Genomic DNA, 15213 nt, shown 5'->3' on the forward strand with positions numbered 1-15213 from the left:
GATCATCTTGGGTGCCGTCCTGATCGCGGCCGCGTGGCCAGTGCTGGATCCATCAGCCGGAGCCAGATGTCCTGGTCGTCGGTCAGCGGACGCGGAAGGGGAAGCGGCTGGAACCGGCAGGCGAACCTCATGCCGGCGTCGCTGCCGGTTCCCCCGGCACAGTGTATCCAGTCATCGGCTGTGTCGTTGGGCGCCAGCAGGTGAAAGTAAGTGGTGCGACGGAGTTGTCCGGTCTCTGGATGGGGTTTGTCCTCGGTCGCCAGCGCCTTGACGACAGTGACGCCGGCCAACCCTGTTTCCTCAAGGACTTCCCGCAGCACTGCCTTCGGGAGGTCTTCGTTGGAGTTCACTCCTCCGGCAGGGACTTGTTGTCCGGCTTCGGGGACGTCGATGTGCTCGAAGATCAGGAGTTCAGGCTGTGGTCTCGGGCGGATGACGTAGGCGGCGACACGGATTCTCGGGTTCGGGAGAACTGTCCCGGAGTTCGGTAGTGACAGTACAGCCGTCTCCCTTGGGTGTGAGCCGATCATCGGCGGAAGGAGTTGCCGGAGGTTCGTGCCTGCCGCGGGATCCACGCGACCGCGGTCGCCAGGAGAGCCAAGCGCAAGATCCGAGAACTGCCAAGCTGTTCCTCGGCGGGCCGGGCGGGCACGAAAGGTGGCGCGGCCGCCGCGTGGGTTCCTTCGAGAGTATGCCTCAGTTCGAAGAATTGTGCCTGCAGTTCCGCCACCTGTTCTCGTGAAGGCGCTCGGCGGCTGAGAAAGACCTGGAAAGAACGAAGGTCACCGCCGCATCGACCAGCCCTGCCGCGAGAAGGGAGTCCGTCGTTTCTCTTTCATGGCCGCCCAGGTCTGGCCTCGTCGCCGGCCGGTGAGACCGAGTATCGCGATACCGACCAGCACGGCCGCCGTGGAAACCAGGAGTTCGAGCGTCTCTGCCCGCGAGTCCGACTTTTCGGTGACGAAATACGAGTGCGCGTAACGGACTTCGTCGCCGTATCGGATCTCCAGCCATCGCCGCGAACCATGCGACTCGCCACCGGTGGCATCGGCCTTGAGGATGATCAGCTGCTGGCCCCGGTGGTATGTCGCGGTCGACTCGCCTTCGACTGACGGGCATCGCCGGACGTTCGCCTCGTCACCGGAGATATAGGCGACGTCCTTCCCCGCAACGCTGGTCGCCGGACCTCCGAAGAACAGCATCAACCCGACGAGGAGGAAGGTCGCGATCGCGATGACGCTGAGCCGGCCAGTGCCGCGCTGAGCTGAACCTGCCACAGGAAGCCCTCCGCCTTTGACCGATCGCGAACGAGATTGGCCATGATCTCGCGACGGCCGGAGGCGGGAACCGCGTGACGTCTCACGATCGGCCGCCGCGTCCGCCTTCTCGCAAGGCGATTACCCGGTGGCAGCCGGCCAGTGTGGCGGGGCGGTGGGCGATGACGAGGACACCGATGTCGTTCCCGGCTGACGCGAGGGCCGCGGTGATGGCTTCGTCGGCTTCGGGGTCGAGGTTGGCGGTGGCCTCGTCGAGGATGAGGATCCGGGGATTCACCAGCAGCGCCCTGGCGACGGCGACTCGTGCTCGCTGGCCACCGGACAGTCCGTCACCGGATTCGCCGACGACGGTGGCGAGTCCGGCGGGGAATCCGGCTCCCGGGTCGAGGATCCCCGCCCGCCGCGCGGCTCGTTCGACTTCGGTGTCGCCGGCATCCGGGTTTCCGAGCCGGATGTTGGTGGCGATCGTCCCGGTGAGCAGGCCGGGTTCCTGGGGAACGGCGCTGATCGCGCGGCGGAGGTCGTCGTCGGTCAGCTCGGTGAGGTCGACGCCGTCCAGGGTGATGCGGCCGGCGTCGGGGTCCCACATCCGGGTCGCGAGCAGCGCGCACGTGGTCTTCCCCGCCCCGGACGGCCCGGTGAGGGCGACCCTCTCGCCGGGGCGGACGGTGAACGACACGTCGCGCAGGACCGGCGGAGCGTCGTCGCGGTAACCGAAGGACACGTGATCGAAGACGAGCCCGGTCGCGCGATCACGGGACGGCAGGGGCCGGGGCGCGCGGGGCTCCTGGACCGCCGGTGCCCGGTCGAGGATTTCGGTGATCCTGGTACCGGCGGCGCGCAACGTGCCGACGTTGCGCAGCAGATCCGAAATCTGTGCGATCGGGCCGAGTGCCGCGGTGGCCAGCACCATGGCGACCGGTGCGAGCGCGCGGTCGATCGTGTCGAGGTTCGCCGCGCAGACCGCGAGCGCGCCGATCGCGCTGAGCGCCAGAGCCGCGTCCGTGACAGCGCGCTCCCAGCCGACCCGGGAGCCGATCCTCGTTTGCACGGCGGTCAGCGCACTCGTCCGTTTCTCCAGGGCGGCGGTGCGACGGTGCAGGGCTCCCGCACTGCTGAGTTCGCCGAGTCCCCGGACGGTGTCGACGAGTTCTGCGTTGAGGGTCGCGGCGGCCTCGGTGAGTTCGGTGCCCTGCCGCGTTCCCGCTCGGCCGGACAGCCACGGCAGCGCCGCGGTCACGACGACGAACGGTACCCACGCCAGCAGCAGCCACGGCGTGACGAGCAGCGACAGGGTCGCGGTGGCGGCGACCATCATGGCCGAGGTGAGTGCTTGGGCCGCGGTGTGGGCGTAGAGCCATTCGAGACGGTCGATGTCGGCGAAGGCGACGGACACGAGATCACCGCTCCTGCGTGGCTTCCGGCGGTCGGGCAGGCTCACGCGGAGCCGGTCGAACACCCGGGCACGCAAGGTGCCGATCAGCCGGTAGGCCAGATCGTGGGAGACCCAGGACTCGCGCCAGGTCATCGCCGCGGTCACCACGGCCAGGCCGCACAGGACGGTTGCGACGATGGCCAGTGGCGCGGTGCTGGTCGCCGCGGCCCGCCCGGCCAGCCACGTGCCGAGCACGGTCGTCGTCAGCGCACCGAGCTGGACGGCCGCGTTGCTCGCGACCGTCCAGACGAACGTGGCCCGCTGCTCGCCGACGACCGGCAGCAGCCGCCGGAGCGGTCCGCTCACGAGTGGACCGCCTGCCCGGTGACGCGGCCGGACTCGATCGTGACGATCGCGCCGGCGTCACGCAGGGCGGTCTCGCGGTGGGCGATCACGACGCGGGTGGTGCCATCGCAGTGTTCCGCCAGCCGGGTGAGGACGCGTTTCTCGGTGTCGACGTCCAAGGCCGAGGTCGCTTCGTCGAGCAGCAGCACCGGAGGCGCGGCGAGCACGGCCCTGGCGATGGCGAGGCGTTGCCGCTGGCCGCCGGACAACTGGCTCCCGTTCTCGGTGAGGACCGTCGCGAAGCCGTGGGGGAGTGCTTCGACGAACTCGATCGCGTCCGCGACGTGGGCGGCGGCGCGGATCTCGTCGTGCGTGGCGCCGGGCCGGGCGAGCCGGAGGTTCTCTTCCACGGTGTCATGGAAAAGATAGGTGTGCTGGCCGACGACGCCGATGCTCGCGCGGAGAGCGGCGAGGGTGTACCCGGTGATCGGGGTTCCGTCGAGTTCGATCGTCCCCTGCTGCGGGTCGGCCTCGCGGACGAGAAGCCGGGCGATCGTGCTCTTCCCGGCGCCCGACGGGCCCACGATCCCGGTCGTGTTCCCCGGCGCGCATTCGAAGCTGATGCCGGAAACGCCCGCGCCGTTCGGGTAGCGGTATCCGACGTCCCGCAGCCGCAGCCGAGCCCCGTGCCGAGCGGGTTCGGTGCGGGTGCCGGTGTCGGCGACCTGCGGACGCGCCGTCATGATCTCGTCGATGCCCTCGACCGCGCCCAGCCCTTGGTAGCCGACGTGCCAGTGGGCGGACAGATCGAGCACCGGGCGGAAGCATTCCCTGGCGCACAACAAGAACAGGAACACCGACGCCGCGGGCGCCTGACCGCCGACGATCCCGGCGCACGCGACGACCACCGTGGCCGCGAGGCCGAGGTGCAGTGCCAGGGCGCTGACTCCGGCTTCCACCAGCGAGACACGCAGCTGGGCCATCGTGACCCGGTGCAGGCGGTCGCCGCGGTGGGAGAGTGCCTCGCCCGCCCGGCGGCCCGCACCGAAGAGCCGGAGGACGGCGATCGACTGGGTCGCCTCCAGATAGTCGGCCGCCAGCTTCTCGTAGGCGCTCCACCGGGCTCGGCCCGTCCGGAGCAGCCGGGCATCCCAGAAGCGGGGGACGGCCACGGCGCACAGGACCGCTGTCGCGAGGATCGCGGCGGCGGGGACGGACACGGTGAACAGCCACCCGGCGACGGCGGCCGGAACCAGGCAGGTCACGAGCAGCTGCGGCAGATAACGGCTGTAGTAGGCGTCGAGGGCTTCGACCCCGTCGACGACCGTGTGCGTGATCGCCCCCGCGCGCTCTCCCCGCGTCCAGGCCGGTCCCAGCAGGGTGATGCGGCGCAGAAGCTCGCCGCGCAGCCTGGTGCGGATGGCGATGCCGAACCGGGCCGCGGCGACCTCCCGTGCCCACAGCAGGATCGCGCGCACCACGACGACACCGGTCAACGCCGCGATCGCGGGTGTCACGGTCGCGAAGCCCCCGCCGCGAGTGAGATCGGTGAGGACGGATGCCGTCAGGACGGCTCCGCCGACGTAGCAGGCCGACACGAGTATCGACAGCACCGCGAGCAGCAGGACGGGAGCGAGGACGACACCCGCCAGCCGCAGGAGCCTGCGATGGATCACCGGGTGAACGCGTCCGCGTGGAGCCGTTGCGCGATCTCCCGCACCACCGAGATGTTCCCGAGGGTGCCCGGATAGGTGTCGGCGGCGTCGATCGCGATCAAGCGCTGTTCGCGGACGGCGGTCATGGCGGGGAAAGTACGGGTGAGGTAATCGATGCTCGCCTGCTTCTGCGCGGCCCCGTTGACGGCGAACACGATCGCGTCGGGATTCTTCTCGGCGAGCGCCTCGGGGGTGATCTGCGCGGCGAAGAACTTGGCGAACTGCGGGTCCTTCGGTGAGAACACGTTGTCGCCGCCCGCCCTGCGGATGATGTCGTACTCGATGCCCGCGCCGATCGCGGTGACGGTGGCACCTTCCAGGAACACCTGGGCGACGGTGGGTTTGGGGCGGCCCGTGATGGCCTTGTCCACGGCGGCCAGATCCGCCCGGCCTTGGTCGACCAGTGCCTTCGCCTTGTCCGGCACGGCGAAGATCCTGCCGAGGTTCTCCAGGTCGGTGAAGAGATCCTCGACCGTGCCGTTCATGCGGCGTTCGGCGCATCCGCCCGCGGCGACATAGGCGGCGACGCCGCTTTGCCGCAGTTGCTCCAGGCTCGCGAAGCCCTTCTCGGCGGTGAACTCGTAGGTGGTGGGGGAGAAGACGAAGTCCGGCTTCGCGGACAGGAGCTTCTCCCGGCTCGGCGGTCCCGACTCGCTCAGCACCGGGATGGCGGCGGCCTGTCCGGCCACGTCTTCCGGGAGCGGTGCGGTGGCGGTCTGTGCTTGGCCGACCAGCGAGCCCGCGAGACCCAGCCGCAGCAACAGTTCCGTCTGCGACGGGCTGAGCCCGACCGCGGCGCGGGGAACGCCGTTGACGGTGACATCCCGGCCGCAGTTGGACACGGTGACCGCCGTGCTCGCGTTGTTCGACGGAGCGGCCGGAGTGACCGAGGTACCGCAACCCGCGATCAGCGACATGCCGACACCGAACGCGGCAAAGGACAGGGTTTTAAGCATGGTTCTCTTTTCCGGGTGTGCCGAGAGGTGAACGGGTCTCCGCATGACGGCCGAAGACCAGCACCGGCCGGCCGTCGCGTGGATGGGTGAGCTGATCGACGGCGACTCCGAACACGTCTTCCACGACGCGTGGGGCGAGCGCTGCGTCCGGCGTTCCGGTGGCGACGACACGGCCGGCGTCGAGCACCGCGATGTCGTCGCAGTAGGTGGCCGCGAGGTTGAGGTCGTGCAGGGCGGCGACGATGGTGCGATCGAGCCCGGCCGCGATCCGCATGAGCTCCAGCTGAAAGGCGATGTCGAGGTGGTTGGTCGGTTCGTCGAGGACGAGGACGGGGGAGTCCGCCGCCAGCGCTCGGGCCAGCATCACCCGCTGCCGCTGCCCGCCCGACAGCCGTCCGATGGGCCGGTCGGCGATGTCGGTGGCGCCGACCCGGTCGAGCGCGGTCCACGCGAGATCGAGGTCGCCTTCGGTGTCGCGGCCGAATCCGCGCTGGAAGGGCACCCGGCCCAGGAGCACGACGTCGAGGACCGTCAGGTCGAACTCGGACGACGTCTCCTGAGTCATCACCGCCACCGCCCTGGCGACGGTCCGCCGGTCGGTGCGCCACACGTCGTGCTCGCCCAGCAGCACGCGGCCCGATGACGGCGCGACGGCGCGGTAAAGCGTGCGCAGCAAGGTCGACTTGCCGCTGCCGTTCGGGCCGACGAGCCCGAGGAAACGGCCGGAGCGGACCTCGATGTCCACATTCCGCAGCACCTGGTCACCGCCCAGCGTGGCGCTGACGTCGTGGAAATGGACCTTCATCGGCCGAACCCCGCCCGCGCGGCCGTGTCCCGGCGCATCAGCCACAGGAAGAACGGCGCGCCCACGACCGCGGTGAGGATCCCGATCGGTATTTCGCCAGGCGCCGCGACCGTGCGTGAGAGCAGGTCGGCGATTATGAGGAACAGGGCGCCGCCGAGTACCGCGACCGGCAGCATCCGGCGATGGTCCGAGCCGACGAGGATCCGCGCCACATGCGGGATCACGAGACCGACGAAACCGATGCCGCCGCTGACCGACACGATCGACCCGGTCAGGAGGGCGGCGGTCACGAGAAGCACGGCACGGAGCCGGTTCACGTCGACTCCCAGTGCGGTCGCGGATTCGTCGCCGCTCAGCAGCGCGTTCATGGCCCTGGTCCGCAGTCCGACGACGACACAGGCGGCCGCGAACGCCACCGCCGGCACGGCCAAGGAAGCCATCGAGGCGGAGGAAACGCTGCCGAGCAAGAAGAACAGCACGCTGAAGACGTTCTGCGCCTCAGTGGTCAGCGTCAGATAGCTCGTGATCGCGCTGAACAGGGAACCGAGGGCGACACCGGAAAGGATCATCCTGGTCGGCGACAGGATGCCGCGATGCCGGGCGACCAGCGCGACGCACACACTGGCCACCAAGGCCCCGGCGAAGGCCGCCGCGCCCAGGGGAAGCCCGCCCACGGCGGCCGAACCGAAGGTGATCACGAGAACCGCGCCGACACCCGCGCCGGACGACACACCGAGCAGGTACGGCTCCGCGAGCGGGTTGCGCACGATCACCTGCATGATCGCCCCGGCCAGCGCCAGTCCCGCCCCGGCGAGCCCCGCCAGCAGCGCGCGAGGGAGCCGGAACTGCCATACCGCCTGGTCCTGCAACACGGTCAGGCTGCCGTCCGACATCCACGGCACGTTCGGCACCAGATGACCGACCACGATCCGCGCCGCGTCCGCGAGCCCGACCTCGACCGTCCCCACCGAACCGGATACGACCAGCATCACGAGGATCGCGACAGCGAGGACCGTGACCGTCCCCCGGTGCAGAAGCCGGGACCGGGCAAGTGCCGCCTGCCGGTCGCGAACGCCCGAGGGCGACGCGGACGGCCGCGAACGAACAACCATGGGGGCGCCGATCGATCTGTGGTGGAAGGACACCGGAGCCTAACCGCACCCGATAATCGTTATCAACAGATAATCGGTAATGATTATCATCACAGCTTGGCGGGTCGAGTCGGTCACGACATCGTGCGGTCGCTTTGGCCGAGTGCGGCACGCACGCGCGCCCCGCGGGCGAGGTCGGCGGCTATGCGGTCGGGGAGAACACCCTGGCGCAGCGTCTCTACCCGCGTTTGCGCCCGGACGAGTTGCTGACCGCCGACCGTGGCTTCTATAGCTGGGAGGCATGGGACACCGCCACCCGTCGTGTCCACGCCGATCACCTGGGAGGAAGTCGATCGGTGCCGACGCTCGAGTGACCTGGTCTTCACCGCCGACGACGTCCTCGACCGCGTCGATCAACTCGGCGACCCCTGCTCTCCGACCTGGACCACACCCGGGCCGCGCTCCCGGACGCGTGATGAAGCCAGTCGTGCTCGAAGGCGCACCAGGTTCCGGTGCGGCACAAGCCGGTCTGGCCGAGGCGTTCGGATGCGTTAATTCGCAAGGGAATCGGGGCAACGGCCGCTCGCCCGGTGGACGTACCCGACGGTGCGTCGCCGATCTCAAACACATCTCCTATGAAGCCCATGTTGTCCGTGGTCCGGGTAACTTGGAATGGAGTGAGAGGGAAATCAGCTCGGAGACCTTCCCGCTACCTTGAGCCTTCGGCCGCGGGAAGGTGTGAAGGTCGCGTTTCCTCAGCTGAGCCGAGGGTAGGGGGTTTCTAGGCGCCGTTGTCGTGGCTGGTGGTGTCGAATGGGCGAGTGAGGTTGTTTATGTACTCGGGATCACGAGGCCTGGCACCCACCTCATGCCCCGACAGGCACCGATGCGCTCATACTCTCCGAAGTCCACGGTCACCGGAACGAGGTGCCCGCGGCGCCCGTTTCCGGCCGCGGCAGCAGACCGGAGGCGTATCCGGCTTGGAAGTACGCCACCGTGTCGGTCAGGATTCGGTTCAACAGCGCCACTTTCGCGGGATCCGGCTTCGCGAGGCGGGTCGCGGCGAGGAACGCCGCCCACCACGGCACGAGATCGCCGAGTTTCGATGCCGTGTGGCCGTCCAGCGGCGCCAGAACGTTCGCCACCCCGTTCCCGATGTCTGCGGGGGAGGGGTGCTCGGCGGGCACCTCGTCCTCGACCAGTTCGATCAGCAGCGGGTTGTCGGCCAGGTCGATCACCTGCGCGGGCTCGTGGGAGACCGTCTGGTCCGGATTGGTGTCGAACTGCGGCGGTACCCGGCTGACGTAGGTGACGCGGTGCAGCAGCCGCCACGCGCCCTGCCCGGTCAGCTGGACGTTGCGCAGGGCCACCGCGTCCGGGTCGCTACTGGAGGTCAGCCATTCCTTGTCGATCACCTGATCGTGGAACGTGTCGCCATTGTCCGCCGAAGGCGGCAGGTAGATCGACATGAACCGGTAGGCGTCGACCTTGCCGGGGCAGTAATCCGGGGTGTAGCCGGTCTCCGCGTGGTAGCCCTGCAGCATCGGATCGCCAGGGCAGGTCACCGCCAGTGAGAAGCCTCGCGACTCGTTCTCCGACTTGCCGACCTGGACTTTGACGTGTCCGCCGAACAACGCGTCGATCGCGCCGTACAGACCGTATTGGGCGGTGAAGGTGATCTCGCCGGTGAGGCCGGTCAGATGCGTGTAGTCGCTGAATCCCGTGTAGACGCGTTCGTGGGTGGCGGAGAACTGCTCGGTTTCGGTGTGCAGGCCGCCGGACGCCGTCCAGACGTACCGGTTGGCGATGCCGCGGGTCGGGACGTCCCTGCCGAAGTCGTAGAACTGCTCGTCCTTGATCCCGTCCAGGTCGGCGCTGCCTTTCTCGCCGAGGCTCGCCGCCTTGAACTGGTTGTACCTGCTCCGCATGGCCGCGTCGGACTTCGCTATCTTCGCGGCCAGCCGGTAGGCCTCGTCCGGTTTGAAGTAGCTGCCTCTGGCGACGTCGGCGCGCGGGAAGTCGGGGTCGTTGACCAGGCCGACCTTCCCGTCCAGCGTCCCGTTCTTCACATAGCGCGGGTCGATCTGGAAGGTGATGATGTTGCGGTCCGGCGGGATGTCCAGATCGGGCAGCACCATCTTGCCGACCATCGCCCCGGTGGAGCGCAGCCGCATCGCGTACAGATCGGCCGTCATCGACTCGACGAGGGCGTACCCGAGGTTCAGCGGCTGGTAGCGGCGGCCGACCACCGGGTTGAGGTAGTCCGACCGGTCCGGCCGCGCCTGTTCCCACATTCCCCGCAGCCCCAAGGTGTCCGTCGTGGTGCGGGTCCACGCGGAGAGGTACGTTTCGTCCCGCTGGCGGGCGATTTCCAGGTTCGACTTGTGCCGGGCGCCGATCTTCCCGGTACCGGCGGTGAGCAGATGCGTCCACGCCAGCACGGACGCGCTGTCCGCCCATTTCGCGGCGACCCCGGCTTTCGTGTCGATCTCCATTTTCAACGCGGTTTTGTAGTCCGACGACGTGAACTTGACCGACGTGCTCTCCTCGGACCGGACGGTGACCGTGGACGCGTCCTGATAGGAGTTGTAGCCGAACGGGCTGTCGTAGAGCGGGCGGGACAGGTTCTCGCTGGGCACCGGCGGCGCGCCCTCGATGTACCCGATCAGCGTGGGCCGGGTCTGGACCTGGCCCAGGTACACCAGATCCGTCTCGCCCATGCCGTAGCCGGTGGACAACGTGAGCGCGGTGTCTTCGAAGAAATAGGCACGACGCATCACCGCGTAGGGCGTGCCGTCCCCGTGGGTTTCCATCTCCGGGTATTCGACGACCGCGGCCTTGCCGGAAAGCGGGCGCTGGAATCGGGTCCGCGGACCTTGGTAGACGTTGGTGAGCTGAGGCCCCTCGTTCGCGACGGGCGCGGTGGAGGCGACATAGCCGGGTGCGCCGATGAGACGCCCGTTCGCGCCCCGGCCGGTCAGGTCCGCGCTGGTGTTGTCCAATGACCAGTAGCCCGCCAGGTCGGTCTCGTCGCCCTTCAGCTTCCGGAACAGGGTGGACGTGATCTGGGAGCGGGTGCGCGCGGAGCGCCAGATCCGTACCTCGGCCAGCGATCCGGTGAGGGTGTCCTGGAGCTTTCCCGCGCCCTGTTGGTAGGCGCCGAAGGTGCATTGGTCGTACCCGAGATAGCCGTCGACTTCGCCCGCGGGCAGCACCGACCCGATCGGCAGGCCGTCGTGGTAGCACCGGTACCGGCCGACGTTCTGGAGCACACCCCACAGATCCGTGTCGGTCAGCAGGAAGTCGTTGTCGTTCACCGAATCCGCGGCGACATTGCCGGAACCTTCGGTGAACCACCACGCCGAAACCACGCCGTGGTCGGTGTCGGCGGCTTGATTGCGCCGCAGCACCGACCGCACCTGGGCCGCCGACAAGCCTGCCGACCAAAATCGCAGCCCGCCCAAGGCACCGGTGAAGCGCGCTTGCGCTTCCAAGGCCACCCGGCCCGCCTTCGACGGCGGAGTGCCGATGCCGAGTGTCAGTGGTGCCGAGGAATCGACGGACGTCACGGTTTTCGCGCCACTCAGTGTCGTCTGCGCCGTTCCGTTCTCGAAACCGTTGACGTAGATCGTGAGCGTGCACCGCAGACCCGCCTTGACCTGAGCCGAAGTCAGCGTCACGGCGATGTGGACGGCCGGGCCGCGCAGGACGAATGCGTTGCCCCGCACGGTCAGCCGGCTCCGGTCGCCACTCGCCGGGTCGACGATTCCGGCCGTGCAGAACGGATTCCCGTCGGAGTCCAGCGCGAGCCGGAACGACTGGTCCTTTTCGGACTCTCCCCACTGCGAGAGGATCGTCTGCTGCAGACCGGTGGAGCCCACTCCCTCCACCCAGCAGTCGATGCTGAACTGGCCGTTGAACGCGAGGTCGCCGGGTTCGGGGCAGACGCCGTAGGACGGTGGAGCCGAGGCCGCGCCCGCGAGGTTCAGTTTCAGTGCGCCGGCCGCCTGATAGCTGACAGCCACATGGTTCCACTCGCCGGGACGCAGGCGCGCCCGGGCTCGCACTGGCGCCGTCCCGCCGACGCCGGCGACGATGCCGAGGAACGGGTCGTCATCGCTGGAGCCGACCGCTTGGGATTTGGCGAGCTTCAGTTGGGCGTCGAGCGCGGGCCCGGTCGCGGTCGCGTGGTTGGCGAAGACCGACTTGGCGGTGGTGTGCCCCTCGGCCAAGGACCAGGCGCCCTCCAGCCCCGGTTCGCTTCCGGTCAGCGCCGCGGTGTTCGTCTGGCGCAGTTCCGCGGCCGTCCTGGCGAAGGACCAGAGACGCACATCCGACAGCGCGCCGAACATGCTGACGTGCGGGCCGATCGCCGCGCCGATCGCCAGCGACGGCGAGGTCGACTTCGACGGTGGTTGCAGCTTGACGTTCCGCACGGTGTTGACCAGCACGGCGCCGACGTAGATCTTCAGCGTCCAGGTCCCGTTCTGCCATGCCCCCGTCGCCGCGACATGCGACCAAACACCGGCGGGCAGGGGATTCCCGGCCGTGAGGTAGCTCGACTTCGGCTCGTGGCTTTGCGGCCGGTAGCCCAGCGACAGGTGGCGCCCGACGTCGAGACCGAGATTGAGCAGCGGCTTGCTTTTGCTCTTCGCGTCGCAGACCTGCAGGACGCTGCCGAGCCGGTTCGCCTTGGGACACGGCTTCTGGTCCGGTTTGATCCACGCCTCCCAGGTGAAGCCGGTGGGGCCGGGCGTGAACGCCGGGTTCGACGGCACCGCGAGGTAGGAGCTTTTGGTGTTGTTCTTCTGGGTGAAGGCACCGAAGCGCACCGTGGGCAGGCCGGCGACGCCGAGATAGTAGGACGGCGTGAGTTCGCCCAGCCCCTTCGCCGGCCCGTTGTCGTAGGTGATCACCGTGGCCGGGTCGCTGCCTTCCGGCCGGATCCAGGATTCCATGGTCCAAACCGGTCCCGGCGCCAACTGGGTGTTGGTGAGCGCGACGCTCATCGCCTGGCGGCCGTTCAGCGCGAGCGCTTTCGCCTGGTGCGCGGCCAGCCATTTGCCGTTGTCGCCGCTCACCGTCCGGGTACTCGTTCCGTCCACCGCCAGCGGTGCCCGGCCGAACAGCGCGCTTTCCGGCTGGAGCGCGGTCATCGCGATCATCGCCCGGCCGACGGTGGTGTCCGGTGGTGCCGGGGTCAGCGAACGTCCTTGCCAGTTCGCCGCGTCGACCTGCCCGGCGGCGAGCTCTCCCACGTCGGCCGGTTGGAGCACGTCGAACAGCACCGAGCCACCGCGCAGATCCAGGGGAGTTGTGAAGGTCTGGTCGGCGACAGGCCCGGGTTTCGGATCGGCGGAGATATGGCTGAACACCGCTTCGGCCGCGCTCCAGGCACGCAACCGCGCGACGAAACCCGCCTGGTCACGGGGAACGTTCTCGAGTTTCACGGCGGGCTGCCCGCCGGTGACGAGGGAAATGGTGCAGTGCGCCGGATCGCCGTCCGCGGGTGAGATCGTCAGCGACGGGTTCCCGGTCGTCTTGCCGAAGAGCAGGATGCTGCCACCGCCGGTGCTCAGCGCGTAGACGGGTGTGTCGGCCGCGGCCCGGTGATAGGGGTAGGTCGCCGGATCCGCGTCACCGTTGAGGACCGGCGCCGCGTTGACGGTGCCTGCCGGCACCGCCTGCCAGGTCTGCACCGCGGTGACACCGGTGTCCGAGGTGTAGCGCATGATCAGATCCACGGTCCCGTTCGCCGCAGCGGTGACCTCGACCCGGGAGAGCGGCATGTCGGGACGGTGGGAGATCAGCACGAGCCTGCCCGCGGAGGCCAGGGGCAACCGTACTGACGGTTGGTGGCCCAGGAAGTCGTAGAACGGCCGGGCTCCGGACAGGACCGCCTTGTCGGCGGGGTCGTCGGAGAACGCTCCGTTGAGGACCGAGACCATGGTCCGGACGTCTCGCGGGACACCGCCCCAGTTCTCGTGCGGCAGGCCGGCGGCGGTGCCGTAGTCGATCGTCACGTCGCAGAGGTCGGACGCGGTGACGCCGTCACGGACGCAGGGCGCCACGGTCGCCACGACGTCGTCGAACGTGCTGCCACTGCGCCGGGCGATCAGGGTGAACGTGCCGGTCTGGTCGTCGGCGTTCCAGGGCATCGTGAGCCGGGTCCTGGTCACCGTGGGGTCGTACTGGGCTACCGCGAAAGCTTCGGTGCCCGCCGGGCTGGACGGCTGGGGGAAGTAGCAGTGCACGAGCCCGTCGGCACTGTCGAGGACGGCGGGTGCGGCGGCCGGTCTCGGCGTGCCCAGCAGGACCGCGCTCACCGTGCCGGCACCGGCCGAGCGCACCGCCTTGGCTGGGACGGGGTGGTCGCCGGTGCCCGGAGTGAAACCACCGCCGTTGAGTGTGCCGTCGATCAGCACACAGCCGATCCCCGCCGGGAACGTCGGGATGGTCCCGTCCGGCAGCACGCCGAAGTCGTAGACGGCCAGCGCTCCCGGCAGTCCGGCCCCGGCGTTGGCGACCGGGACGGTGACGCCCAGCCGGACGGCCCGGCGCAGGCTCGACGGCAGACCCGGCTCCGCGCCGGTCCTTTCCTGCTCGGCGTACAGGCTCGCGCCGACACCGGCGGTCGGGGTCAACGGGGTGCTCTTTCCCGAATTCCAGAGCGTGGGGGTGATCGTGAAGGTACGTGCCAGCGCCGGATCGACCTCGATGCCGCCCGTGCTGTTCTGCGGATACGAGACGAAGGTGAGGACTTCGCCGGTGACGGCGATGATGTGCCAGCGGCGGACATCGGCGTCCGAAGTGGGCGCGAGAACGACGTCGAAACGGCCGCCGGTGATACCGGACAGCGCCGACAGTTCGATGGTGGGCTCCGGGAACGGCTCGTCGATCATGTTGCGGAAGCCGAGTTCGTCGCCGGGGCCCGCCGGTGCGTCGCGGCGTTCACTGCGCCGGTACCGCACCTCCCACACCCGCTCCATCCGCCAGCCGCCTTGGTTCTCACCGTCACGCGAGCCGCTGGTCCGCTGTGGCGGAGTCCGCACGAGCGCGAAGCGATCCATGTAGAGAGTGCCGGTGGCGGACTGGCGGAAGCACGAGATGTACCTGCCGTCGGTGACGGCCCGGAAAGGCGCGTCCGCGGGCTTCGGAGCGGCGGCGGCCGAATCGACGGTGATCAGGTCCATGCCGGCGATCCGCAACAGTGGACGGTCGTCCGCCGACCCGGCGGTTCTCCCGGTGAGCCGCAGTTCGTTCCAGCCCGCCCATTCCTGGGGAACACCGGGATCCGTCCCGGAGACACGTACGTTGTAGTACAGCGAACCGACCGTCGTGGCGGCTTTTCGGGCGAGTAGCACCACTGTTCCCGCGAGAGTGAGAGCGACGGGATCGACCAGCGTAATACCGTTGCAGTCGGTCGAGGGCCAGGTCTGTTCCGAGGTCGTCATAGCCATCCCTCACTCGGGGAAATGTCGGCGATCTTTCATGTTATTGAGGCAGGAGCACGCGGACAGCCCCCTGGAATAGTGAAAGAAGGTGACGCACCGTTTTTCCGGACGGCGGTTGGTGAGCCTGTTCGGGACGATGGCTTTCCGACAGTGTGTTTCTCGGGGTTTGTCGCTGGGCGGTGCGACCGCCTGCCA

General features: G+C 68.8%; 8 protein-coding genes. All 8 read right to left on the minus strand.

The annotated features are described in order from the left end of the window. Positions 1-2: 2 nt before the first annotated feature. On the minus strand, positions 3-575 hold the full coding sequence (locus tag AC069H_RS13990; protein ID WP_478232499.1) for an NUDIX hydrolase: 573 nt from the start codon (positions 573-575) through the stop codon (positions 3-5). A 207-nt stretch (positions 576-782) separates the two neighbouring features. Next, positions 783-1277, minus strand: coding sequence for an SH3 domain-containing protein (locus AC069H_RS13995; RefSeq protein WP_478232500.1), 495 nt, complete (start codon positions 1275-1277; stop codon positions 783-785). Between the two features lie 82 nt (positions 1278-1359). Then, positions 1360-3018 carry an ABC transporter ATP-binding protein gene (locus AC069H_RS14000; RefSeq protein WP_478232501.1) on the minus strand — a complete coding sequence of 553 codons (1659 nt, stop codon included), beginning with the start codon at positions 3016-3018 and terminating at the stop codon, positions 1360-1362. Then, the gene (locus AC069H_RS14005; protein ID WP_478232502.1) at positions 3015-4673 is read right to left on the minus strand and encodes an ABC transporter ATP-binding protein/permease; all 1659 of its coding nucleotides are present in this window, start codon (positions 4671-4673) and stop codon (positions 3015-3017) included. Before AC069H_RS14005 ends, AC069H_RS14000 begins: the two co-directional genes overlap by 4 nt. Continuing rightward, entirely contained in the window at positions 4670-5668 is a 999-nt protein-coding gene (locus AC069H_RS14010; protein ID WP_478232503.1) for an ABC transporter substrate-binding protein, read from the minus strand. Before AC069H_RS14010 ends, AC069H_RS14005 begins: the two co-directional genes overlap by 4 nt. Continuing rightward, a complete protein-coding gene (locus tag AC069H_RS14015; protein WP_478232504.1) occupies positions 5661-6473 on the minus strand; it encodes an ABC transporter ATP-binding protein in 813 nt (270 codons plus the stop codon). Before AC069H_RS14015 ends, AC069H_RS14010 begins: the two co-directional genes overlap by 8 nt. Continuing rightward, on the minus strand, positions 6470-7585 hold the full coding sequence (locus AC069H_RS14020) for a FecCD family ABC transporter permease (RefSeq protein WP_478232505.1): 1116 nt from the start codon (positions 7583-7585) through the stop codon (positions 6470-6472). The genes AC069H_RS14015 and AC069H_RS14020 overlap by 4 nt, the downstream gene beginning before the upstream one ends. 893 nt (positions 7586-8478) lie before the next feature. Then, complete coding sequence (locus AC069H_RS14025; RefSeq protein WP_478232506.1) at positions 8479-15018, minus strand: LamG domain-containing protein; 6540 nt, start codon at positions 15016-15018, stop codon at positions 8479-8481. Between the last annotated feature and the right edge of the window lie 195 nt (positions 15019-15213).

It is taken from the genome of Amycolatopsis sp. NPDC043887, assembly GCF_056435665.1.